The organism is Paenibacillus pectinilyticus (assembly GCF_001700435.1).
GTDB classification, from domain to species: Bacteria; Bacillota; Bacilli; order Paenibacillales; family NBRC-103111; genus Paenibacillus_E; species Paenibacillus_E pectinilyticus.
On record NZ_LYPC01000022.1, the window covers coordinates 131,034 to 156,316 of the forward strand.

Below are 25,283 nucleotides of genomic sequence, written 5' to 3' on the forward strand. Positions count from 1 at the left end.
TAACTAAATGACTGTTGAGGGAGCAAGTAAGCATGTTTGCATCATTGGATAGATTCCCACTTAAAACCATTTTAATCTTTTTAATCGCAATTATTAGTATGAATATAACGTATTTCCAACATTCCAAAACACTACTCGTGAATCATCAGAAAGAGAAAATCAACATTTTTACCTCTACCATCTCAACGGATATTGTTAAACAAAGTGAAGGTGAAGCCTCCTTTGATGAAATGCTTGCGCGAGATCTACGAACTGCCGCGGTTACGATTCAGAAGTCTTTAAACCCTGACTTTCATCAAGTCACCAATGAGCAGCTAGTCGAATTAGCAAAGCAGCTTAATCTAGACGGCATTACTTTATTTGAGAGGCGCGATGATGACCTTGTTGGGGTCAGATCATCCGATCCCAAGGAAATTAATGCAAGTTCGAAGACGTGGGGAATTGTGTACGATGCACAAATTCAGTTAACGGACCGCAAGGTGGTTGACGTTGGGACCGGACTTACGCTGGATCACTATTGGAGCGGCCCTATCGACACCGCCTCAACCGATGTCACCAACATACGGAAGTGGGGCGAATATTATGATGGAACGACGAATTACCTTATTAACCCCTATGTGAATGTGAAGAATAGTCTTGAACTGTATCGGTCAAAAGTAGGCGTGGATGTGAGTATCCATGAACTGCTCCAGAGTAATAAAGAAAATTTACTTGAGATTGGCGTCTTAAACCCGGAGAAATTGTTCGAAACGGGACCTACACCCAATGATCGAGGTAGTTGGTATTCCGAGCGGTTAGTTGTAAACGGTTCCTATCAATTTCGTGATGAAACCGAAGGGGATAAAATAAAAGAAGCGATTAATACAAACACAACCGTTTTCTACTATACGACATTCAATGGGAAATCGATTTTAAAAAGTGTTACGCCTATCGATACCACGAATTTAAAGTATAAGCGGGAGAATTTGCCTAAAATTGTGATGGTTGCCACCGACTATAGTCAAGTTCAACATACGTTGACTGAACAGTTTAAGGGTGTATTTTTCTTTATGTGTATTGTGACATTACTGGTGTGTGTCGTCATCATGATCTTATTTACAGTGACTCGTAAGAAGAACGAAGGCGCCGTTAAAACGGTTCAGGATGTGTATCTCGATAACATTAATTCCATTGTTCAATCCATTAAGGAACAAAAACACGATATTATTAATCATATAACGACCATATCTTGGATGATCAAGTTGAAGAAATACGAGAGCTTGCAGGATTATATAACCCCTTTAATTCAGGAAGCCAAAACGATGGAATACAAAATTAAAGCGGTCGAAATCAACGATCCTGCATTAAGCGGAATTATACAGGCCAAACTAGCTCAGTCTGAAGTTCATAACATCGATATGCAAGTTGAGTTTTCCAATATGGAGAATTTGCGCCTCACCGCGATTAAAACGACGGACTTGGTGCGCATTCTAAGTAATTTGATTGATAATGCGTTTGATGCTACGATCGAATTGCCAGCTACGGAACGAAAAGTGTTGGTCGAAGGAACCGTGCAAGCCAATCAGTTTGTCATTAAGGTACAAAATTCTTGTTATCCGGTTAGTCCGAATATTTATTCTCGCATATTTGAATCGGGTTTCTCTACGAAAAATGCCAAAAAAAATAAAGGCCTAGGTCTTCATATCATCAAACAATTAATTGAACGATATAAGGGTACGATTGATTTTTCGAGTCATGAAGAAGGAGTTACCTTCTCCATTGTAATCCCACTCAAACATGACAAGTAATCAGTCTCAATACCAGTAAGATGGAGGTGCTCGTTTTGGACTACCGGATTACCGACCAATGGGATGAAGCGGTGTGGCTTCAAGCGGAACCCGTGTATCAGGAAGCTTTTCCCGAACATGGCAGGAAGAATCGGGCTCTGATTCGCCGAATGTTCGAACGAGGCATTTGTATGCTGCATACGTGGCATGAAGGGGCTGAAGTGACAGCCATGGCACTTACGGCGATTACCCAAACGCCAAGGTTCTGCTCATTGACTATATTGCTGTACGTAAGGCTCAGCGCGGGAGAGGGCTTGGGCAAGCTTGCTTGCGAGATATAAGCGATTGGGCAGAGCATACGGCGGGCTGCCGTGGCATCGTGATCGAAGTAGAAGCTGAACAGACGAAGGAAAATGCAGATCGCATTCATTTCTGGGAAAAAGCAGGATTTCATTTGACGGCTTATGTGCACACCTACATATGGGTTCCCGAAACGTACCAAGCCATGTTTCTGAGCTTTGACGATACGCAAGAGAATGACGGTAGAAAGTTATTCACTTATATTATGGATTATCATGAGAAAGCTTATCGAGGGAATAAGTAAAAGCCGCAAATTTTGCGGCTTTTTTTGCAGCATACGGCTGTAAATATCTGTGTCAGGACTGACGCTTTGGAACTGTTTTTCTTGCTCCCGTATATTTAAATAGCAAACGTAACATCGGTGGAACCGCAAAGAAAATGAAAAATGTACGAAATAGCTGGTAGCCAGCTACAATGGATAAATTGGCGTTAATTTCGTGGGCGATAATGCCCATCTGATCCATGCCGCCTGGAGCGAGACTAAGTAAGGCTGTAGACTTTGAAACAGATTGAAGCTTAATGAAGATCATGCTAAGTCCATAAGCGCCGATAAGAAGTAAGAGAGAGCTTCCAATTGCAAGTGAAATAGTTTGTAGTTTGTTCGTGAGTTGGCTAGGCTTCAGCATGAGCCCCACATTAATGCCGATCATGATCTGTGCCACATTAATGAGACTAGATGGCAGGGCGGGTCCGTGTAGTCCTAGTACTTGAACGATCGCTGTTCCGAATGCAGGGCCCAACAGATAGGCGGTGGGGAATTTTATTTTATTTCCTACTAGCGCACAGACGATACACACAGCTGCGAATACGAAAATATTCGGCATCAACTGCCCCCAGCTGGCAGAGGCGGTGACGATCGGCTGAATCGTGGAATCAACCGCTTTATGATTGCCTAATAAAGGACTGAAGACTAAGAGAGGGACACTGATGACGATCATCATGAGCCGGATCACTTGCGTAACGGTAACAATCGTCAGATTGATCCCTTCTGTCTCCTCCGCGAGAATTACCATCTGGGTGAGTCCCCCGGGAATACTGCCTAAAAGTGCTGTTTTGTAATTGATCCCGGATACCTTGGAGACGATGTAAGCTAGTAAGGCACAAAGCAACATTAGAAGTAAGGTCATGAGCAGCATATATGGCAACTGAACCCCCATCTCATGCAGAGCCTTTCCTGTCATAGAAAGCCCAATCGTATAGCCCACGATAATGAGACCGATATTTCGAATAGAAGTAGGCCAGACGTATCGCTCTTTGGTTACATTCGAACCAATGAGTACCGCAATCATCGGACCCAGCAACCATGGGATTGGAATGTGTAATAGCTTGAATACATAGCCACCGAGCAGGGCTGAGATAAGTGCTGTTAACATTTTGCCTAGAACATTGAACGGAACTGGTTGTCGAACCATCTCTGAGTTTCACCCCCCTTGGAAATAACTATACGGGACACGAGTTTCATCCTGTCATTTTGCGTAGCTGATTCTAGCACATCCACTAATGGATTTCAAATTCTGTTAGAAGTGATTACCATCTGATGTCAAGTGTGATAGGGTTAGAAAATAAGCATTTCTTTGGAAGGGCATAAAGGTAAGGGGGATGAAAGTTGTCTAAGGAAATAATAAACGATGTTAATTATCCAATGGTTGCAATTCCGGCTGGAGAAATCGAATTAAGAGATGATCGGACTAAAAAGAGGTGGGCGGTTGCCATCCAACCGTTTCTTCTCGCTCCTTTTCCGATAACGGTAGGAAGGTATGTTGCAACGACAGGAGATAAAGGCGATCAGAGTGATCAAAAGCCGTTGGTGAATATGTCATGGCAGGATGCCATTTCTTTTTGCAATTTGCTCTCTGAGAAAGCGGGTTTACAACCATGTTATTCGTTCAGAGGTGAAGACGACGAAGTCCAATGGGATTGGAGCGCAGACGGTTATCGACTTCCTACGGAAGCTGAGTGGCAGTATGCATGTAAAGCAGGAAGTACAGGCTATATCTATGGAGATCTAGATAAGATTGCTTGGTTTAATGCCAATTCTGGCGGTATGTCTCATGAAGTTGGACGCAAGGAACCGAATGCGTGGGGTCTCTATGACATGCTAGGTAATGTATGGGAATGGTGCTGGGATATTTACGATGAACAAGTTTATGGATCTTACCGTGTTTTCAGAGGAGGCAGCTGGGCTGAAGAGGCGAGAGGATGCGGTTCAACATGCCGACGACGCAGTCATCCGACTTTAGCCATCGACGATCTGGGATTCAGAGTTGCACGATCAATGCCGAAGAAAGATGAGGACAATCAACCATGATTATACGAATGATGTATCGCGCAGAATGGCAGGAAGGCCAAGAATTAGCTGGTTTGAGAGCCTTAGAACGAAGTGAGCAAGCGAAACAAAAGGTATCACAAGGTGAGTTGATGACAGCTACCGCGTATCAGTGGAGAAACCAAGTATTTCTCTATTATGAATGCGTGGATCGGCAGCTGGACCCCGAGGAGGTGGCAGGAGCCGCAATCCCTTATCTAAAAGAATGGCCCGGTCAGTCCAAACCGCGAACTTGGATTCTTATGGTTGATGTGTTTCATTTCAATGAGCCTGCGAGCTACGAGCATTGGCTTCGTAAGCAGCCTGTGGACCGCAGAGTTGGCAGGATTGCACATTTGAAACCAGAGATGATCAGCAGCTATATCTATTATCATTATCAGCTTCAAGAGGAGCGGGCGTTCGGCGGAGAGAAATACGAAATCATCGGCCTGCACGAAAATCTCCTCTTCGGGTATCAGGAATTTCCGAAAGTGTTGGAAGAGCCGGTTGTGCCAGGCCGCCTGAATACGAAGGGAACACCAGAGAATTGGAACGATTCACGGATGGATCTCCATTTTCAGCCGTGGGAAGAGGATGGTTATTTGTATTTTAAACCGGTAGATCAAATATTTGCCCATTATGTTGGAGATCAGGCACAAGGATGATTTTTTGTTCATTATTCGATATAATAAAGAAGTAAAGAAGTCCTGATAGAGAAAAAGAAAGGCGGGCGATTTTCCATGAATACTTCTGTTTATTTCATGATTTTCTCACTCATTTTAATAGTTGGGCTATTAGCTACGCTCCAAATTGGATTTTCACGCAAAAATAGGGAAGGTGATACAACCTATTTCCAGAAAACGGGGACAAAATGGGTCCGGTTGACAGCCTTATATGTCGTTTCTATTGTTGCAGGTTTGTTAGCCTTAATTGCTTTTATTCGCTATTCGGTTGAGTGATACCAAGATTAAACATATCAAACGTAATCCAAAAGGGATAGGTAATCAGATCATCTGATTATCCTATCCCTTTTTTTCATGAAGCATGACCTTCATCCCGAGTAGGTTTGATGGCAAATAAAGCAAGAAGTGCGGCAAGCACGCAGGTGCCCGAAATACAATAAAACATCAGATGCGCAGATGATTTAACTAAAACGGAAGCCAATGGAGGTCCTACGGCTACGCCGATAAACCTCATAGAGCTATAAATGGAGGTGATCGTTCCGCGCTCCTCTTTAGCTATACCTTCCGTTATTAAGGCATCTAGACAAGGGAGGGTCACCCCAATACCGATCCCAGCAAGACTAATGAGTGTAATCAGCCAATAAATGGATGGATCCTTCAGTAGTCCCGTCCATACTATGGAGCCCGTTACCAAAACGATGCCGCTAAACGTAATCCATTTCATTAAGCTTTTATTTTGACCAATTTTTCTTCCGATGAGAAAAGAGGCTAAACACAGAGCCGCTGATGGAATCGCAATGACGAATCCTTTCCAAATACCATCAATGTGATATTTCTCCTCAAGTGTATCGGATAGATAGAAGAGGGTGCCGAATATCACGAACATACAAATACAACCTATTGCAAAGATGCCAAGTAACCAACGGCCATTTTGTTTGAAAATGAGTTTGAGCTGCTGAATAAAGTTGCCAAACGTGACCTTCTTCGCTTGCTTATCCTGCTTAGCTGGTGTCTTCACGAGGAAGGCAACTAACAACGTAGAAATCACACAGAGCAGCGGGATCGTGAGAAATGGGAGAAACCAAATCACATAGGCAAGTAAAGATCCCAGGATAGGGCTAAGTACTTTGCCTAACGTGTTCGCGGTTTCGACGACGCCTAGGCTTTTACTGACATCACTTTCTTTTTTGAAAATATCACCGACAAGCGGCAGAACGATGGGAAATGCACCCGCTGCGCCAACGCCCTGTAAAGCCCGCCCTATCAAGATAACTGAATAGGGATGTGCCAACCACCAAGCCCCTAATCCTGAAATTAATCCCCCGATTCCTGTGATCAGTAAACTCGGAATAATAATTTTCTTCCTGCCAAAACGATCCGATAGATATCCCGCGATGGGGATGAGTAAGATGGCGACCGCCGAGTATACGGTAATTAATAAACTGACCTGAAACGAAGTGATCTGTAATTGATGACGGATCGCTGGGAGTACAGGAATCAGCATGGAATTTCCTAAAGTCATGATCAAAGGAATGGAAGCAATGGAGATCAAGCTCCCTTTATGTTCACTCAAAATGATTCACCTTGTCGTAGTCGATTAAAACCTCGGTACGCATGCACAGTTAGCAACTTGGCTTTACACCTCCTGCTGTAGTATGTCCATACATTGAAATATAATAATGAATTAATACAAGTATTTATATCAGGATTAAAGGTTTTCAAAGCGTGTAAACGTTTATTGCGTTGGCATTTGAGAAGCGGCCTATAAACTGGATAGGAATTGTATCGATCTTTGCTGCCATGTACATGAATTCCCATTTACTACAGCCTCGGAGTATGCTTTTTCGAATTTGTTACAGTATACGAGGCCGTCCGTGACATGGCAGAATGAAGGCGAGAGGAGGGAATGTCAACAAGTTCGTAAGATTTGCTTCGTGGTGTGGCAGGTTCTAGGCGCAAGAAGCAGCGAAAATAAACGATGGAAACGAGGGATTCTTGAAGATGACCACTCATATCGGAATAACTGGTAAATGGAAGAAAAGGGTTCTCAGCCTCTTAGGTGCATTAACCGTTCTACTTCCGGTACTACCGGCCACTACGGCTTTCGCAGCAACAATTAATGTAACCACGTTTGGAGCAAATGGAAGCGATACGTCTGACGACTTAACGGCCATACAGAATGCCGTGAATTCCGCAGCGAGCGGCGATACCGTCCTATTGCCAGCGGGTACTTATTATTTGTCTGCGAACGTAAACGGCAAATCCGGCGTCAAGATCGCAGGTGCAGGACGCGACTTAACGACTGTGAAAATGACGTCCGGTTCGGCATCTACGAATTTCTTCTATTTGCATAACGTTACAAATGCTGAAGTCTCCGATATGACACTGGACGGCAACAATAGTACGGTATTGCTGTCTGCAGTAACGTCGGAATCAGGCGATGGCAACAAAATGCGGCACCTTAGAGTGAAAGACTTGGCCGCTTCTGCTGGATTCGGACCTTTCGCTCTCTATGCAATAGGGTCGACCAATCTTGAGATTTCCGATAATATCGTGAATAATAGCGGCGTGAATTCAGATTGGGGTGCGGGTGTCCGTGCCGGTTGGGGATCAAGCCACGCTTTAATCGAGAACAATACGATATCCAATACAGGCCGCGGCGGAATTTTCGTGAATGACGACAGTCCTTATGCGACCGTACGCGGCAATACAATTACGGGTACAGGCAAAAAGATGGAAGGTCTCGGTATCGAATTGCACACGAATGTTGATTATTCGCTCGTAGAGAACAACAATGTCGATCATTGGATCAGTACAGTTCGCTCTAAATATATCGCGGTGCGCAACAATATCGTCAAAGCAACCGATGGTTCAGTCGGTAATATGGGGCTTGAAGTCATGGTTGACCACGGCATTACGTCTGGCAATCTGGTCGATGGGGGCCAACAGGTCGGTATGCAGCAATCGCCGGGCACTGGCTATCAGTTGTGGAACTACAACACGGTCCAAAACATCGTCATGTGGGGCATGCAGCTGCAAGGAGCGGGTACTGGATCCACAGAGCAATATCAATATTTTTATAAAAATATATGGCAAAACGGGCCAACAGGTAATCCTGCGGCGGCATATCCCGGCTATGACGGCAATGCCGTTCGAATTCACGGCGATACGAAAAACATCGTTTTTGACAGCAATCAAATTCTTAATAACGGGCGCAAAGCCATAGAAATTACGACGGCGACTGGAACGGACCGCCTCAGTTTCATTAATAATACAATCACTGGCAACAGCGGGCCTTCGATTGATCAATATCCGTCCTCCGCGGCAGACTTAGAGTGGAGCAACAATACAGTAAGTGGCAATGGTACGAATACGCAGCTAACAAGCCGCGGGTTCAGTGATGCCAAACCGGTGGCTAATTTCACAGCACCTCTTACAGTTCAGTTAGGCGCACCTGTGACATTCACAAATACGTCGACAGACAATGGCACCATTGTTGAGACGCTATGGGATCTCGGTGAGGGAATACCAGTTACAACGGCCAGCCCGACTTATACGTATCTGAAAGCAGGAACCTACCATGTTATTCTCGGTGTATGGGATAATGGGGGAAGAGCGAGTGTGAAAGAGCAGACGATCACGGTGTTCTCAGGTCCGCCGGATACGACGGCACCGACGGCTCCTTCGAGCTTAACGGCACCAACGAAGTCCAACGTGACCGTTGATCTGTCCTGGTCTGCATCCTCGGATAATGTAGCAGTCATCGGCTACGATGTGTATATGAATGGCACATTAATCGGATCAACGTCAGGTGCAACGACTTTTGCTGTTACGGGTTTGACACCTAGCACAGCCTATAGCTTTACGGTCAAAGCCAAAGATGCCGCGGGCAACGTCTCTGCAGCTAGCAACACATTGAGCGTGACGACGGATGCTGGCGATACGCAAGCACCTACGACACCGACCAACCTGACCTCACCTGCGAAGAGTGACACAAGTGTCAGCTTGTCCTGGTCTGCCTCAACGGATAATGTCGGTGTAACCGGCTACAACATTTACAACGGTTCTACGTTGTTAGGTTCGACAACAGGAGCGAGCGCGACATCCTATACAGCTACTGGTTTATCTACGAACACTACATTTACGTTCACGGTCAAAGCCAAAGATGCGTCCAACAATCTATCGGCGGCTAGTAATGCCGTAACGATCACAACCGATCCAGCTGCTAACTGGGTGAACTGTGCGGGTGAGAATAACCCATGTAATTTCACGGGTACAAAACAGGTTCGTTATGGGGTTACAGGCAGTTATGTGTATGGGACATTTACCAATACCGTGATGTGCTCTAATAACGGATTCGGCACGGATCCAGCTGTAGGTCAATACAAGACTTGCGATGTTAACTTAGCTGGCGGAAGTGGGGGAGATACGCAAGCGCCAACGGCACCAACGGGCTTATCGTCACCTTCGAAAACGACCTCAAGTGTCAGCTTGTCTTGGACAGCATCCACCGACAACGTAGGCGTGACGGGTTATGATATTTATAATGGAAGCACAATAGCAGGTTCAACAACAGGGGCAACGACCTTTACAGTAAGCGGTCTCACAGCGAATACGGCCTATACGTTCACCGTTAAAGCAAAGGACGCAGCAGGCAATGTTTCTGCCGCAAGCAGCGGACTTAACGTAACGACGAATGCCGCGGCCTCAGATACAACAGCACCGACAGCTCCAACAGGACTTGCGTCACCATCCAAAACGGATACTAGCGTCAATCTTTCTTGGACTGCTTCGACCGATAATGTAGGCGTGACGGGTTATGATATCTACAACGGCAGCACGTTAGCTGGTTCTACAACAGGAGCAACCACCTTCACGGTAAGCGGTTTGACAGCAAGTACGGCTTATACGTTCACCGTTAAGGCGAAAGATGCCGCAGGTAATGTGTCGGCAGCGAGCTCCGGATTGAATGTGACGACGAATGCCGCTTCAACGTCTACTAATGGCGTGAATGGCCAATATTATGCGGGTGATTTCGGAACACTCGCGCTGAGCCGTATCGATGCCACGATTGACTTTGATTGGGGCGGCGGCAGACCGACAGAAGATGTACCAGGCGAATGGTTCTCCGCACGATGGACAGGTAAAGTACAGCCGCAGTACTCGGAGACGTACACCTTCTACACCAATACGGATGATGGCGTTCGTCTATGGGTAAACGGCCAACAATTGATTAACAATTGGGTTGCCATGAATGGGGAACTCAGTGCGACAATCACGCTCACTGCGGGTGTGAAATATGACCTCAAGATGGAATTCATTGAGAACGGTGGAAACGCGCATGCTCAGCTTTCCTGGTCAAGTGCTTCACAAGCGAAACAAGTCATTCCAACAGGGCGTTTATTTACAAACTGAGAATAAGTAATGTGGTAAGGCAGCTAATTAAGTAAATAAAAAGCTTAGTCTACAGGCCAAAAGGCCACACAGACTAAGCTTTTTGTGTTGAATTAAACAGCTTTTTCCTCAATGGTGCTATCCTCTAGACGTGTAGGCCTGCTCTTCGCTTTATACACACCGAGCATCATCCCTGTCCCCAGTGCGGTACATTCAAGCGGCTTATCCGCGATATGTACGGCAACGCCAGTTTCGACACGAATCCGTTCATCGATGCCATCTAAAAGCGCGCCGCCTCCACACAGCAGAATCCCTTGTTCCATTACATCGCCTGCAAGCTCTGGAGGACATAATTCTAAGGTCGCTCGTATCGCTTCGATCAAGGTAACTAAGAATTCATTAACTACCGTGTAAATTTCACTTGATACCAAACGGATCGAACGGGGCAATCCATCAACCAAATCACGTCCACGGATATCGAGCGATCGTTCTTCCGTTGACGTACTGCATGTCCCGATTTGTTTTTTTATGTGCTCAGCAGTTGGTGCTCCGATTTCCATGTTATATTGTCGTTTCACATATTCGATAATATCACGATCAATGGATAACCCGGCTCGATTAATCGTATGACTGGCAACGATGCCACCGAGCGACAATACGGCTACCTGACATGTTCCGCCACCGATATCGAGAATTAAGTGACCGACAGGTTCATCGAGCATAAGTCCCGCACCGAGAGCTGCAGCAATAGGTTCCTCAACGGCTATCGCTTTTTTGGCTCCTTTGTGGACGATCGTTTCTTCGATGGCCCGCTTCTGGACATTCGTAATCCCGCATGGCACCGTTATGTAAATCTGAGAGCTCCGCAGAAAAGAGGGTCTACCTTGTATTTTTTTGATAAAATGATTTAACATGATGCTTGTCTTATCAAAATTTGCGATGACACCATTGATTAACGGATACGTGATATCCACATGGGCAGGAGCTCGACCAATCATGGCTTGCGCTTCAGCCCCTGCGGCAAGTAACTCACCTGTATGTTGATTAAATGCGACGACCGATGGTTCGTTGAGCACAATCCCTTTTCCTTTTTCGAAAATGACTGTGTTGGATGTACCTAAATCTATCCCAAATAACTTATCGAATTGTTTGAACATTACTCATTTTCCTCCTTTGATTGTAAGTAAGATGGCCTTGGAGGTGGCATTCACGTCTATATAGTATTCTGGTCCTTTCCGCGTTTTAAGGGGGCTCGTGTCGAATTTATGTTAATTAGTGTTCATATTGAGTTCACTTACGAACGGTATATTAGTACAGGAACAAGGGGGAATTACGATGCCAAAAGTAATGATTGTTGACGACGATATACATATTCGTGAGCTGATTCGTTTGTATTTAGAGGACGAAGGCTTTGAGATTATAGAAATGCCCAATGGCGCTGAAGCGTGGGAATATGCCGAGTTTAACCCGGTAGATCTCTATATTTTGGATATCATGATGCCTCACATGGATGGTTGGGAGCTCTGTGTAAAGTTGCGCCAGCATGGCAATACGCCGATTCTGATGATCACTGCGAAAGGGGAAGCTCCTGACCGGATTAAAGGGTTTCAGCTTGGGACAGATGACTATTTGGTCAAGCCTTTCGATCCTGTTGAGCTTGTGTTGCGCGTAAAAGCCCTGCTGAAACGTTACGGTGTATCCACTTCCCAAACTATCAAGCTTGGTGAAGTTATTTTAGATCGCAAGAGTTACCAAATTAATTATCGAGACAATCCACCCCTGACATTGCCAATGAAAGAATTCGAGCTTTTATACAAGCTTGGCAGCTATCCTGGACAATTATTTACACGAGTGAATCTGATCGAAGATATTTGGGGGTTCGATTATGATGGGGACGAGCGAACCGTGGATGTTCATGTAAAAAGGCTCCGGGAACGATTCACGAGTTTCGAATCGGAATTCCGGATTGTGACACTCCGCGGCCTCGGATACAGGCTGGAGGTTACCCGTGATTAAATCATTATACGTAAGGATCATACTCACTTTCGTTGGCGCTGTCATTATCAGCTTGATCTTGTCGTTCTACATCATTTCTTTGATCTATCAAAGGCAACTCAATGATCTGGTAACGGATAACCTCATCGCTAACGGCAAAAAGATCATTCAAACGTACCAGACAACCCCGTCTGCACAACTACAACCTTTTATGCAGAACGTATCCGGTATATCGAATACGAGCATCCAGATTTATGATCATAATGGCGATGCGATCCTAAACCAGAATAATTTGTTCATTCAAGTAAAACCTAATAGCATTCAAAGTGTCGTTGCGGGCAATGTCTTTCGTGAAGTAGACGTCGGTAAGGAGCATCAGGTGTTTACGGGGCTTCCTTTTCAGTCGAATGGAGAGTCTTATGCCTTATTTCTAACGTTGGATTCAGGGAAACTTGAACATGTTTTCTCGTATGTTGTTCAAACGCTGCTTCTTTCCGTACTCATACTCGGCAGCTTATTGATTCTCATCGCAGCCCGTTTTATCGTAAAACCGATTAAGCGTTTAACGCAGGCGACCAAACGGATGGCTAAGGGGATATTCGATATTCAGTTACCGTCGAATCGCCGAGATGAAATCGGCCAATTGACGGCCAGTTTTAACGAAATGGCTATCGAACTAGCCAATCTGGATCGAATGCGCCAGGAATTCGTTACCAACGTCTCGCATGAGTTCCAGACACCGCTAACCTCCATAACAGGATTTACCAAAGCGCTGAAACATAAAGCGATGAGCGAAGAAAGCCGGCTGCATTATTTGACCATTATCGAGGAGGAGAGTAAGCGGTTATCCCGATTAAGCCAAAATCTCCTGCAATTATCTCACCTGCAGCATAAGGATTCTCCTTTGAAGCCTAGTATGTATCGGTTGGATGAGCAGTTAAGGAATGTGATGATCACCTTAGAGCCTCAATGGGCAGGGAAACAAATCGCGCTCGACATTGAATTTGAACAGATTCAGATTGAAGCAGAGGAAGATCAGTTGAATCAAGTATGGGTCAATTTATTGAGCAACAGCATTAAATTCACTCCTGCAGCTGGAAAGATTCAAGTTAGCGCTGTGATTCAAGGGAAGCTTGTGTTTGTCACCTTCTCCGATAATGGTCCAGGCATTCCTGAGGATTTGCGTTCGAGCATCTTTATGCCTTTCTACAAGGTCGACAAATCCCGCAATAGTTCGATTCAGGGGAACGGGCTCGGACTTTCTATCGTCAAACCAATTGTGGATAGCCATCATGGCGAAATTCTCGTATCAACTTCTGTCTGGGGAGGTTCCTCCTTTACTGTACAATTGCCACTTCGACACGTAGTGGAACGCAATCCCATTTGATCATTTGTAAACTACTGTTCATATTGAATCCATCTTGGTGCGTTATACTAGCCAGAGAAAGAGAGAGGAGAGAGATAGAGAGATATGAGTTGGATTACAAAATTGAGTCTTAAGAACGGGGTAGCCGTCGTTATTCTGTGTATGCTTGTGTTAGGGTATGGGCTATACTCGGCGACGCAGATCAAGCAGCAGACATTTCCTGACCTTGAATTCCCTGCCGTATTTGTGCAAGCGAGTTATCCAGGTGCATCAACTGAAGAGGTTGAGAATGAGGTTACCACACCTGTCGAGAGTCTTTTACTCGGGATGAAGGGTTACGATTCGTTAACAAGTACATCATCTGAAAATATGGCGAGTATATTTCTCCAATATCCATTCGGGACCAATATGGACAAAGCGAATGCCGATGTTGAAGCTGCTATTGGGAAGCTGAAATTGCCTGATCGCGCAACGGTTTCCTTGCAACGGTTGTCCATCAATTCAGCACCTATCTATGAAGCTGCCGTCTTTTCTAACAAAGAGAATGCACAGGCACTGCAAGATAAGCTCGAGAACGAAGTCGTTCCTAAGCTTCGCAAGCTTGCAGGTGTCAACTCCATTACACTAGGCGGTACGGATTCATCCGAAATCCGGATACAAGTCGACAAGGAGAAGACAGCCCAAGCGGGTATTTCGTTAACAAGTATTCAAAATGCTATACAATCTCTCAATTACGCGCTTCCGCTCGGAACTGTAACGCAGGATCAAACCACAATTCCGATTCGTTTAGTGGGCAATCTGGATTCCCTGCAAAAGGTTAAAGATTTGAAGCTAGCTCCAGGCTTGAAACTCACGGATATCGCTGAGATTACAACGGTATCGTCACAAAATTCCATTACACGTTTTAATGGGAATCCGAGTTTTACGATCTCTGTTTTGAAAAACCAAGACGCCAACACGGCGGATGTCGCCAACTTGGTGAAGGACGCCCTTGCGACCTATGAAGGCGCGGGAGGGTTGGACACGCATGTCATTTCTGACTCCGGTGCGGAAATTGAACATTCTGTCTCCTCCTTGGTGAGAGAAGGATTGTACGGTACATTATTTTGTATCCTGATCATTTTCCTTTTCCTTCGTAACGTTCGAGCTACGATCATCTCTATTATTTCGTTACCGATTTCGATCTTCGTAACGATTGCTGTGTTGCATCAAATGGGTTACACACTCAACATTATGACGCTTGGAGGCATAGCCGTTTCCATCGGAAGAATTGTCGACGATAGCATTGTCGTTATTGAGAACATTTATAGATGGCGTCAGGAAAAGGGCACCGAGATGAAAGGCAAGGAACTTGCCTATAAAGCTACGAAAGAAGTGATTGGCGCCGTAGCCTCATCCACGCTTGCGACGGTTGTTGTGTTCTTGCCGCTTGCTTTCGTGTCGGGAATCATCGGAGAGTTCTTTCGCCCATTCTCCTACGCGGTCGTTATTTCGATTGTCACTTCATTACTCGTATCCGTCATGCTCATTCCGATTCTGGGTGCGAAGTTCTTCAAGAAAGCCGTGGGTCATGAGAAGGAAGGATTCCTGCAGCGCGGCTTCGAGAAGCTTCTACGCGGCGCATTGAAGCGTAAAGCATTGTCCATCGGTACAGCGATTGTACTCCTTGTAGGTTCTCTGGCTACAATTCCTGTGCTTGGTGTTACGTTCTTGCCATCGACACCTGCGCCGACAGCCCAAATTAACTTAGTGCTGCCAACAAAGAGTGGGCTTGATCAAACGGCAAAAGTCAGCGAGGCTGTTGAAGCTTATGTTAAAGCGTTGCCTGGCATCGTGGATTACAAAGTAGACATTGGAGGCAAAGGTGACAATCCATTTGCGCTAACGGGTCCAAGTAATAAAGCGACGTTTAACGCTACATTCGCAGAGGGAACTGACATCGATCCTATGTTGGCAAAAATGAATACAGAGTTGCAGCCAATCGTTGTGGCTTCGGTTCCAGATACCAAAGTTGAAGCGAAAGCTGGCGCTCAAGAATCTGGCCCACCGACTGGGAATGCGATTGACGTCAGTCTCTATTCGAATAACCCGAATGACTTGGCTTCAGCATCGAAGCAGGTCGAGCAATTATTAAAGCAAAACACAGAGCTGAAGGAAATCACGAATAATCTCAGTGATGTAACAGCAAAGTGGGTGCTGACACTTAATGGAGCAGGCAGAGATGCGAATATCTCTTCTTTCCAAATCATGCAGGTCGTAAATGAACAATTGCGCCCGTTGAGTGTAGGAACCTATACATTGGACGGAAAAGCCATAGCCATTACGATGGCCTATAAACAACAAATTGGTTCCAAACAACAATTAGAAGATATTGCTATACCAACCGCGGCTGGAGTTAAGAAATTGAAAGACATCGCAGATGTGTCCGAATCTTCTGCACCGACCAGTGTCAATCACGAGGATGGTAAACCTTTTGCGAAGGTGAGTGCACAGATCAAAGGTTCTAACACCGCTGAGGTAACTAAAAATGTAAAAAAAGATATCGAAAGCTTAGCACTTCCGAGTACGGTCGAGCTTAAATTCGGCGGCGGACTCGAAATGATTAACGAAGGCTTCGCCAGCATCGGGATCGCAATCGGTTCTGCCATAGGCCTTGTTTTCCTTGTCATGAGTATGACTTTCGGTGGATTACTTACGCCGCTGATCATTCTCTCGTCCTTGCTGTTCGTGCCTGTAGGGGCTTTGGGAGGCCTTCTGATTACAGGTCAATCCTTATCGATGAGTGTCATGATCGGATTGCTCATGCTTGTCGGAATCGTTGTTACGAACGCTGTCGTGCTACTCGATCGTGTTGAGAAAAATCGTAAGACCGGTATGGATCTAACCGAAGCCATCGTAGAAGCAGCCAAAATCCGGATGAGACCGATTCTGATGACCGCTTGCGCGACCATTCTTGCGCTTGTCCCGCTCGCATTATCGAAATCCGCATCCTCAAGCCTCATCTCTAGTGGTTTGGCGATTACGGTTATCGGCGGACTTGCAACATCGACATTGCTTACTTTGATCGTACTGCCAGTCATTTATCTCATTACGGGTAAGCGCCGTAAGGTTCAGGAAGTTGAGAATTTCGAGTAATATGTGGAACATAGTTTGGAAACATGTGGAACATATCTAGGGAAATACAAAGTAGAAAAAACGTCCTCTTTGAGGGCGTTTTTTTTCTGCTCTAAATCCCTTTATTTCCCTGCATAAACATGGGGCTGGATTTAGCCACATATAGATGGAGTAACGATAGGGGGTGGTGTGCGTGCGCCCAGGGTACGGCATGTTCCACATACAGGCAGCCAAAATGCGAATGACCCCGCAGCTGCGTAAAGCGATAACGATCCTGCAACTGTCGACCCCGGAATTGCTGGAGGTTGTCCAACAGGAGATCGTCGATAATCCGGTTTTGGAATTTACGAGAGATGATGGGGCAGCCTATTCTGTCGCTCGTCCCTACCAGCATAAGCGTGACCCCAACTATGACTACTTCCTACATGTCGCGGCATCGAACGACGTTTCCTTAGAAACACATATCAAGGAGCAGCTGCACTTTGTACAGCAAATTTCACCAGAAATGCGTCAGATTCTGCACTACATGATTGGAAATTTAGATCATAATGGCTATCTAACCGTCGACTTGCCTGAAATTTCGAAAGCCTGTAACGTCACGTTGACCCAAGCGGAGCGCGCATTGAGGATTTTGCAGAGTTTTGAACCGCTTGGCATAGGAGCAAGAAATATCAAAGAATGTCTGCTGCTTCAAGTCCAGTCGTTGTCAGAAAGTTTTCCGATCATGACGATATTAATTCAAAATCATCTGCAAGATGTGGCCCAATATCGCATTCATAAATTATCGACAGAGCTGCAAGTATCGACACAAGAACTTCGAACTGCCATTGATTTGATCAAAGGATTAAATCCTAGACCTGGCGCAGCTTTTCACATCGAACCCGTTCATTATTTGATTCCTGAAGTCATCGTCGAAAAGGCAGGAGATCAACTCGTCGTACTGCTCCATCAAGCAGCATCGTCCCGCCTTGCGATTAATGGTCATTATGAACGTATGGCTCAAAATACCAATGAGAATGCCGAGGCCAGTAAGTTCCTCACTGGCAAACTACATGCAGCGAGGTTCTTCCTGAAATGTTTGGACCAAAGAAGAAAAGCTATACACCGCGTTGCACAAGCCATAGTGGAGGAACAAAGTGATTTTTTTTGGCATGGCGCCGGCCATCTCAAACCAATGACGTTAAAGCATATCGCGGATAAGTTGGCCGTGCATGAATCGACGGTCAGTCGCGCTACAGCTGGTAAATACGCTCAAACACCCTGGGGGATCTTTGAGCTTACGTACTTTTTCCCAGCAGGATTGCAAATGGAGATCGGAGAAACCGCGTCCTCCGAACATGTCAAAGTGAGAATCAAGGCATGCATCAGCGAGGAAAACATCGAAAAGCCTTACTCCGATCAAAAGCTGGCTGATCTCCTAAGACAAGAAGGCATTCATATTTCACGTAGGACCGTCACCAAATATAGAGAAGAGCTCGGCATTTCTTCTTCTGTGCGCAGGAAACGCATATAGTTGTCATACATGGCGGGTCTATCTCATTTTAGTGATTTGACCCATAAATTCATGTCCTCAAACTTATCATAAATATCGCAATTTTTGGTCAATCTGCCGTAATATCGGTAACCCAACTGGAAGAAGACAGCATTCATTCCGAATGAAAGAGCTCTAGATAAGGAGTAAGCGCAAGTGATATGGCGAGAGATTAAATCTTCTTCCAACGCATGCATAAGCAGTCTCATGAGCCCTAAGTTTCGATAGGCAGGGAGTGTCGCGCAATCCGTCATTTCTGCATTGGCATAAACCGTATTGATTTCAGCAGAGGCTGCACTAATCAGTTGTGTTGCCGTTTCAACGAGATAATAGATCGTACCCTCGCGCATGGTTTTAGCGACATAGGCAGGATCATGCATCGGCGTTGGGTAGGTTTGGAAGATCTCTTTATATAAATTGGCAAGAGATTCAGCGTCTTCGCTGCGAGCAAGGCGTAACGTACAATGAGTTGGAACGGCTGGTCGATCTGGTTTAAGAGGGATTGCGAACACTTGTTTGATGATCTGATCCTCTTCCAGCCAATAATCACTGGTGCGACGCTCTAGGTCTTCATACCAAGCCATACAGTAAGCATCAGAGCCGTTATAGTAGCCTTTATAAATACCTTCCAACATACAGCCCTTCGATAAGAAAGCTTGCCAGTCATGCTCACGTGATTTGATAAATAATTTGGTCAACGTATGCGCTTTGGCAATTTCTACGACTCGTTCGTAGATAGCATCTATATTTCCTCGATAGTCATCCAATCGCAGCCTTTTATTCAAGCTATCCAGGCAAAACATAATCGTATAATCCGTTCCGCTCTCAATCTGATTCGTATATGACGGCAGTTCATTAGGCATCTTGATTCCCCCTTCACCCTGCATTTTGCTGCAAAAAAATAACAAGTGCAAAAAGTTTGGCGGCTTTTCCCATGACAACTTACCTAGTGCCGAAATGGGTGCCTTCTGCGAAAAGTTGGCATCGATTTTGCACCATACACATATAGGCGTAAGAATCTTCTATACCATATGAAGGAGGACGGACGCATATGAGTTGCATGTGGTGTGAATCAGAAGATATTCATGAAAGTGTGAAAGATTGTTATTGGATCATGCCTGATGGGCGGCTGGCGGTTCAGATTTTGGAAGTTCCTGCGCTCGAATGTGCCAATTGTCGTACGTATGTCTTGGAAAGTACTTCACAACTGATTGAGGAAACTCTTTACTGGCATGATGTATCCGCATTAGGAACTATTTTTCGCTATGAGGATTTGTTGAAGACTCCGCGAATGAAATATTTCTATCTGAAATAAACCGAGTCCTAGTCCCTGGGGGTGCTTTATGAAGCGGGAGCATGTAATCAAGCCGATTTTGGATCACCCTTATCCCACTATTCAATACGGGAAAGGTGTTTATTTATACGATGATCAAGGCAAAGCCTATATAGACGGTTGTTCAGGAGCAGTTACTGCCGGAATTGGGCACGGCGTGCAAGAGATCGTTGATGCCATGATGGAGCAGGCGAGCAAAGTATCTTTTGTCTATCGCTCACAGTTTACGAGCGAACCCGCAGAACAACTGGCGAAGAAACTGAGTGATTTGGCACCTGGTAACGATTACTGGACATTTTTCGTGAACAGCGGTTCTGAGGCCACCGAAACGGCGATGAAGATGGCAATTCAGTACTGGCAAGAGAGGGGACGCCCGGGTAAAAACAAGGTGATCTCCCGGCGAATGAGCTATCACGGGATCACGATGGGTGCCCTCTCGATGTCAGGTCATGTTCTGCGAAGAAGACGGTTTATTCCCCTCTTAGCGGATCTGCCTGTTGTCGCTCCACCTTATTGTTACCGTTGTCCTTTGGGTAAAACGTCTCCAAGCTGTCAGATGGCATGCGCGGATGATTTGAATACGGCTATCAAGCGAATCGGTGCAGAGCATATCGCTGCTTTTATTGCGGAACCCATTATTGGTGCTGCAGGCGGGGCGATTGTGCCACCGGCAGGTTATTACAAGAAGATCAAGGAGATCTGCGAGCAGCATGACATTTTATTTATCGCCGATGAAGTTATGACAGGGATTGCGCGTACAGGAGCTATGTTCGGTATGGAGCACTACGGTGTTGAACCGGATCTAATCGCACTGGGCAAAGGGATGAGCGCGGGCTACACGCCAATGGCAGCTACGATGGCCAAAGATCACGTTATGGAGCCCATTTTACAGGGATCCAAAAGTATTATGTCTGGCCACACGTACAGCGCGAATCCGCAATCGGCGGCCATTTCACTAGCCGTTCTCGCCTATATAGAGAAGCATCAATTAGTCGAGGCCGCAGAGATTAAAGGGACCATCTTGCTTAACCGATTGAGACAAATGGCTGATGGAATCGCGATAATCGGCGATGTACGGGGGCAAGGACTGCTTATCGCATTAGAATTTGTAGCGGATCGGACCGAGAAGCGTATGTTTGCAGCAAATATCGGTGTCACCTCGCGCATGATCGAGAAAGCCTTTCACAAGGGACTTCTCGTGTATCCGGCAGGAGGCGCGGTCGATGGAGAAGGGGATGCGATTATTGTCGCGCCACCTTTGGTCATTACCGAGGAAGAAATCGACCAACTGGTCAGGATTTTGGCCGAATCCATTCGAGAAGTCATGGCAGAGGTTATCCCATCTGAAATGGAGGAGATCTGATGGTGCCAAGTGAACGTTCTCAGGATGTCGTTGGCGGTAAAATAAGAACGTTAGAGGAAGCTCTTCTGCCTATTACAGATGGCTGCACGTTGATGTACGGCGGTTTTGGGGGCATTGGCACACCGCCAACATTAATCGAGGGGATTTTGCAAAAAGGGGTAACCGGCCTAACGCTTATTGGCAATGATACGGGATTTCCGGATATCGGCATTGGGCGCTTAGTTACAGCAGGACGCGCGAAGAAGGTCATCGCCTCCCATATCGGCTCTAATCCTAACGCTGGTCAAATGATGGAAGAGGGAACGATGGAGGTCGTCTTTTATCCGCAAGGAACGCTGTGTGAGAAAATCCGGGCAGGCGGCGTTGGCCTTGGCGGAATCCTCGTGGACGTAGGCGTCGGAACGATCATGGCTCAGGGAAAAGAAATGGTTACCCTCGCTGGGCAAACCTATCTCGTGGAGCCGGCTTTAACGGCAGACGTGGCCATTATTCATGCGAGCAAAGCGGATCCCTACGGGAACCTTGTTTATGATAAAAGCGGCAGAAATCTCAATCCCTTGGTCGCCATGGCTGGTAAACTCACGATAGCCGAAGTAGACGAGATCGTCCCACTCGGTTCGTTAGACCCCGAAAGTGTTGTCACACCGGGTATTTTCGTGGATATGGTTATTTTGAGCAGAGGGGTGAATTGGAAATGGGTATGGGAAAAGAAACCCGCGACCGAATAGCGCGAAGGGCTGCTCAAGAACTAAAGAACGGCATGGCTGTTAATCTAGGCATAGGTATCCCGACTAAAGTGGCTGATTTTGTGCCTGAAGGCGTTCAAGTCGTTTTTCATGCGGAAAATGGTATTTTGGGTGCCGGTGGTGCCCCGCATGCAGGGGATGAAGATGCTTTTCTCTGCAATGCTGGCGGCTATCCTATCAGAATTGGAGCGGGTGCATCTTACTGTGATAGCGCAATAGCTTTTGCTATGATTCGCAGAGGCTGTATCGATATCACGATACTCGGTGCGTTGGAGGTCAGCGAGCGTGGGGACTTGGCGAATTGGATCGTACCTGGGAAGCGGGTGGCAGGGATCGGAGGGGCGATGGAGCTTGCGCAAAAAGCCAAAAAAGTCATCGTTCTAATGAACCATGTGAACCGGCAAGGGGAATCCAAGGTCAAAAAGTCGTGTGATCTGCCGCTAACGGCTCTCGCCTGTGTGAAGTTAATTATTACGGAAATGGCCGTCATGGAGGTTACGGAGCAAGGGCTGCTTTTAAAAGAAATTATGCTGCCATATACCATAGAGGATGTTGTTCGTCATACGGAAGCCACGTTAATTATTCCTGATCAACTCGTTTTCATTCCATAAATGAGTCTTCTACGTCGTCTTCTTAACCTGAAGGAGGGATTTCCTTTGACGCCTAGGAACGCTGACTTGATAAAGCAAATTCATGATTGGATAAGTCTTCATCGGGATGAAGGCATAGCATTTCTACAGGAATTAGTCCGGATACCGAGTATACAAGGAAATGAGACAGAGGTGCAGCTCCTTGTTGCGGATAAATTGCGGTCGTTAGCGCTCGATGTTGATATGTGGGAGCCGGATGGCGAGATGTTGGTGACCCATCCTTATTTCTGTTCCCCCCGTAATCGGTTCACAGGAAGCCCGAATGTCGTTGGTTTCTTGAAAGGGTCTGGCGGCGGGCGTTCTATTATACTTAACGGTCATATCGACGTCGTGCCTGAAGGAAATCGAGAGATGTGGGGGGATGATCCCTATAGCGGCCATGTGGTAGATGGAAAGCTGTACGGACGCGGAGCGACGGATATGAAAGGCGGCAACGTCTCACTTTTACTTGCTTTGGAAGCTATTCAGCGCTTGGGCTTGAAGTTAAAGGGCGATGTCATCTTCGAGAGTGTCATTGAAGAAGAAAGCGGTGGAGCGGGAACTTTGGCTGCTATTGTCAAAGGCTATAGAGCTGATGCTGCACTCATTCCAGAGCCCACGAATATGCGTATTTTTCCGAAACAACAAGGCTCTATGTGGTTTCGAATCGAGGTCAAAGGCCGCTCCGCGCATGGCGGTACGAGGTATGAAGGCGTTAGTGCGATTGAGAAAAGCATGACTGTCATTCAACATATTCGGGAGCTTGAGGAGCTAAGGAATGCGCGGGTAACTGATCCGTTGTACGCGAATAACCCGATTCCAATCCCCATTAATATCGGTGTTATTCAAGGCGGGAATTGGCCTTCTTCTGTTGCCGATACCGTGAACTTGGAGGGACGAATGGGTGTTGCCCCGGAGGAGAAGCTTGAAGAGGCCAAGGCGGAAATGAGCCGTTGGATGGCAGGGCTCCGTGATAAAGATCCATGGTTTGAAGCACATCCCCCGGGTGTGACATGGTTTGGCGCCCAATGGGTGCCTGGATGTGTCGATCCGGAGCATGCGTTGATGCAGGTGCTTATACAGCAGTATCGGGAGGTTAAGCAGGTAGAACCCGTCATTGAAGCATCCCCTTGGGGGACCGACGGCGGTTTACTCACAGTGGTCGGCGAAACGCCTTGTATCATTTTCGGCCCAGGCATCACTGGCGTGGCCCATTACCCGAATGAACATATTGAAATAGAACGTGTGTTCGAGGTGGCGGAAATCATCACTTTAACCGTGATTCATTGGTGTGAATTGGATGAAACGGAGGCATAGAGATGGATCAGAAACCGAAGCGGACGACGTTTATAGAGATGAAGACGGCGATACCTGGTCCTCGAGCTCAGGAATTGCTAGCGAGGCGCATGGCCAGTATACCTAGAGGCCCCTTCAACACGGTTTCTACCTTTGCAGCAAAAGGAGAAGGCGCACTGCTTACCGATGTTGACGGGAATACGTTTATTGATTTGGCCGGAGCGATCGGCTCCTTAAATGTTGGCCATTGCCCGCCTAAAGTGGTGGAAGCGTTGAAAGACCAGTTAGAGCACTACCTGCATCCCTGCTTCCATGTCATGATGTATGAGCCCTATGTAGCCCTAGCGGAGAAGCTTAATGCGATTACGCCAGGGGACCATGCGAAGAAAACGTTCTTCTTGAATAGCGGTGCTGAAGCTGTGGAGAATGCGGTGAAAATTGCACGTAAATGTACAGGACGACGTGCTGTGATTTCGTTCGAGCGTGGTTTTCACGGCAGAACCTACATGGCGATGTCTTTGACGAGCAAGGTAAAGCCGTATAAGCATGGCTTCGGCCCTTTTGCACCGGATACGTACCGAATGCCCTACCCTTACTATTATCGTGTGCCTGCTGGCATGTCGCAGGATGAGGTTGATGAGCAGTTATTGCAGAAGTTTGAGGATTTTTTCGTAACGGAAGTTCCAGGTGAGGACGTTGCGGCAATCATCATGGAACCCGTTCAAGGGGAAGGGGGATTTGTAATCCCTTCTGTCAAGTATGTGCAAGGCGTCAAAGCCATCTGTGAGAAATACGGCATCTTATTCATTGCTGATGAGGTGCAGACTGGATTCGGCCGAACAGGGAAAATTTTTGCGATGGAACACTTCGGCGTTGTCCCGGACTTGATGACGATGTCCAAATCGATTGCCGCGGGGTTACCAATTAGCGCTGTGACAGGACGGGCGGAGATCATGGATGCACCCGGTGTCGGCGAGATCGGCGGAACCTACGGCGGCAGCCCGTTAGGCTGTGTCGCTGCCCTGCAAGTCATTGAGATGCTAGAGCAAGAGCGTTTGGCTGAGAGAGCGGTACAGATTGGAGCAGCGATCCGTGAGCGATTCCGCAACTTGCAACAGGAGATGGACTGCATCGGCGACGTGCGGACATTAGGCGCAATGAGCGCAATTGAGATTGTAAAAGACCCATTGACGAAGAAACCTGACAAAGATTTGACGACTCGCATCTTGCAGGAGGCACATCAGCAAGGCGTTATCGTTATGAGTGCTGGGATATATAGCAATGTGATACGTATTTTGAGTCCGCTGGTCATTACGGATGAGCAGCTTACGGAGGGCTTAGATGTTCTGGAGCAAGCATTCAAGAGATGCTGCGACGCGAATAAGCCATCCTAAACATATCC

The 25,283-nt window shown here is 46.5% G+C and carries 21 protein-coding genes; 17 read left to right on the top strand and 4 right to left on the bottom strand.

Going from position 1 to position 25,283, the window contains the following annotated elements; translation table 11 throughout:
- Positions 1 to 32 precede the first annotated feature (32 nt).
- The 3 genes from A8709_RS16900 to A8709_RS33750 are packed head-to-tail and all read left to right on the top strand — an operon-like array spanning position 33 to position 2,370.
- Entirely contained in the window at positions 33 to 1,787 is a 1,755-nt protein-coding gene (locus A8709_RS16900; RefSeq protein ID WP_065853541.1) for a sensor histidine kinase, read from the top strand.
- A gap of 35 nt (positions 1,788 to 1,822) precedes the next feature.
- Positions 1,823 to 2,107 carry a hypothetical protein gene (locus tag A8709_RS33745; protein ID WP_084225034.1) on the top strand — a complete coding sequence of 95 codons (285 nt, stop codon included), beginning with the start codon at positions 1,823 to 1,825 and terminating at the stop codon, positions 2,105 to 2,107.
- Positions 2,047 to 2,370, top strand: coding sequence for a GNAT family N-acetyltransferase (locus A8709_RS33750; RefSeq protein WP_244163249.1), 324 nt, complete (start codon positions 2,047 to 2,049; stop codon positions 2,368 to 2,370). The genes A8709_RS33745 and A8709_RS33750 overlap by 61 nt, the downstream gene beginning before the upstream one ends.
- Positions 2,371 to 2,422: 52 nt before the next feature.
- Here the strand turns inward: A8709_RS33750 and A8709_RS16910 are convergent, their stop codons facing one another.
- Entirely contained in the window at positions 2,423 to 3,538 is a 1,116-nt protein-coding gene (locus A8709_RS16910) for an AbrB family transcriptional regulator (RefSeq protein WP_065853542.1), read from the bottom strand.
- Positions 3,539 to 3,732: 194 nt separating this feature from the next.
- Between A8709_RS16910 and A8709_RS16915 the strand changes: the two genes are divergently transcribed.
- The 3 genes from A8709_RS16915 to A8709_RS16925 all read left to right on the top strand — a co-directional run bounded on the left by A8709_RS16915 (position 3,733) and on the right by A8709_RS16925 (position 5,390).
- Positions 3,733 to 4,434, top strand: coding sequence for a formylglycine-generating enzyme family protein (locus A8709_RS16915; RefSeq protein ID WP_065853543.1), 702 nt, complete (start codon positions 3,733 to 3,735; stop codon positions 4,432 to 4,434).
- A complete protein-coding gene (locus A8709_RS16920) occupies positions 4,431 to 5,096 on the top strand; it encodes a hypothetical protein (RefSeq protein ID WP_065853544.1) in 666 nt (221 codons plus the stop codon). Before A8709_RS16915 ends, A8709_RS16920 begins: the two co-directional genes overlap by 4 nt.
- A 75-nt stretch (positions 5,097 to 5,171) precedes the next feature.
- Positions 5,172 to 5,390, top strand: coding sequence for a hypothetical protein (locus A8709_RS16925; protein ID WP_065853545.1), 219 nt, complete (start codon positions 5,172 to 5,174; stop codon positions 5,388 to 5,390).
- A gap of 76 nt (positions 5,391 to 5,466) precedes the next feature.
- On the opposite strand, the gene bcbE is transcribed toward A8709_RS16925, so the two are convergent.
- A complete protein-coding gene (gene bcbE, locus A8709_RS16930) occupies positions 5,467 to 6,687 on the bottom strand; it encodes a bacillibactin exporter BcbE (protein WP_279615878.1) in 1,221 nt (406 codons plus the stop codon).
- 428 nt (positions 6,688 to 7,115) lie between these two features.
- Here bcbE and A8709_RS34935 point away from each other — a divergent pair, with 428 nt between their 5' ends.
- Entirely contained in the window at positions 7,116 to 10,529 is a 3,414-nt protein-coding gene (locus tag A8709_RS34935) for a fibronectin type III domain-containing protein (protein WP_065853547.1), read from the top strand.
- A 92-nt stretch (positions 10,530 to 10,621) separates the two neighbouring features.
- Here A8709_RS34935 and mreB read toward each other — a convergent pair whose 3' ends face one another.
- On the bottom strand, positions 10,622 to 11,665 hold the full coding sequence (gene mreB / locus A8709_RS16940; RefSeq protein WP_065853548.1) for a rod shape-determining protein: 1,044 nt from the start codon (positions 11,663 to 11,665) through the stop codon (positions 10,622 to 10,624).
- A gap of 178 nt (positions 11,666 to 11,843) precedes the next feature.
- On the opposite strand from mreB, the gene A8709_RS16945 reads away from it, so the two are divergent.
- The 4 genes from A8709_RS16945 (at position 11,844) to rpoN (ending at position 18,496) form a co-directional block, all read left to right on the top strand.
- Positions 11,844 to 12,524, top strand: coding sequence for a response regulator transcription factor (locus A8709_RS16945; RefSeq protein ID WP_065853549.1), 681 nt, complete (start codon positions 11,844 to 11,846; stop codon positions 12,522 to 12,524).
- Positions 12,517 to 13,890 (top strand): sensor histidine kinase, encoded by a 1,374-nt coding sequence (locus A8709_RS16950; RefSeq protein WP_244163228.1) that lies wholly within the window; start codon positions 12,517 to 12,519, stop codon positions 13,888 to 13,890. Before A8709_RS16945 ends, A8709_RS16950 begins: the two co-directional genes overlap by 8 nt.
- Positions 13,891 to 13,974: 84 nt before the next feature.
- Positions 13,975 to 17,004: an efflux RND transporter permease subunit gene (locus A8709_RS16955; protein WP_065853550.1), complete on the top strand. Its 3,030-nt coding sequence runs from the start codon at positions 13,975 to 13,977 to the stop codon at positions 17,002 to 17,004.
- Between the two features lie 172 nt (positions 17,005 to 17,176).
- Entirely contained in the window at positions 17,177 to 18,496 is a 1,320-nt protein-coding gene (rpoN, locus tag A8709_RS16960) for an RNA polymerase factor sigma-54 (protein ID WP_084225038.1), read from the top strand.
- Between the two features lie 23 nt (positions 18,497 to 18,519).
- On the opposite strand, the gene ablB is transcribed toward rpoN, so the two are convergent.
- Complete coding sequence (gene ablB / locus A8709_RS16965) at positions 18,520 to 19,377, bottom strand: putative beta-lysine N-acetyltransferase (RefSeq protein ID WP_084225041.1); 858 nt, start codon at positions 19,375 to 19,377, stop codon at positions 18,520 to 18,522.
- Between the two features lie 188 nt (positions 19,378 to 19,565).
- On the opposite strand from ablB, the gene A8709_RS16970 reads away from it, so the two are divergent.
- The 6 genes from A8709_RS16970 to gabT are packed head-to-tail and all read left to right on the top strand — an operon-like array spanning position 19,566 to position 25,275.
- Positions 19,566 to 19,829 (top strand): YokU family protein, encoded by a 264-nt coding sequence (locus A8709_RS16970; RefSeq protein WP_065853551.1) that lies wholly within the window; start codon positions 19,566 to 19,568, stop codon positions 19,827 to 19,829.
- Positions 19,830 to 19,857: 28 nt separating this feature from the next.
- Positions 19,858 to 21,210, top strand: a complete 1,353-nt coding sequence (locus tag A8709_RS16975; RefSeq protein ID WP_065853552.1) for an aspartate aminotransferase family protein — start codon at positions 19,858 to 19,860, stop codon at positions 21,208 to 21,210.
- Entirely contained in the window at positions 21,210 to 21,938 is a 729-nt protein-coding gene (locus A8709_RS16980; RefSeq protein ID WP_065853553.1) for a CoA transferase subunit A, read from the top strand. Before A8709_RS16975 ends, A8709_RS16980 begins: the two co-directional genes overlap by 1 nt.
- The gene (locus tag A8709_RS16985; protein WP_065853554.1) at positions 21,905 to 22,567 is read left to right on the top strand and encodes a 3-oxoacid CoA-transferase subunit B; all 663 of its coding nucleotides are present in this window, start codon (positions 21,905 to 21,907) and stop codon (positions 22,565 to 22,567) included. The genes A8709_RS16980 and A8709_RS16985 overlap by 34 nt, the downstream gene beginning before the upstream one ends.
- 45 nt (positions 22,568 to 22,612) lie before the next feature.
- Complete coding sequence (locus A8709_RS16990; RefSeq protein ID WP_065853555.1) at positions 22,613 to 23,902, top strand: peptidase; 1,290 nt, start codon at positions 22,613 to 22,615, stop codon at positions 23,900 to 23,902.
- Positions 23,903 to 23,904: 2 nt separating this feature from the next.
- Entirely contained in the window at positions 23,905 to 25,275 is a 1,371-nt protein-coding gene (gene gabT, locus A8709_RS16995; RefSeq protein ID WP_065853556.1) for a 4-aminobutyrate--2-oxoglutarate transaminase, read from the top strand.
- Positions 25,276 to 25,283 lie beyond the last annotated feature (8 nt).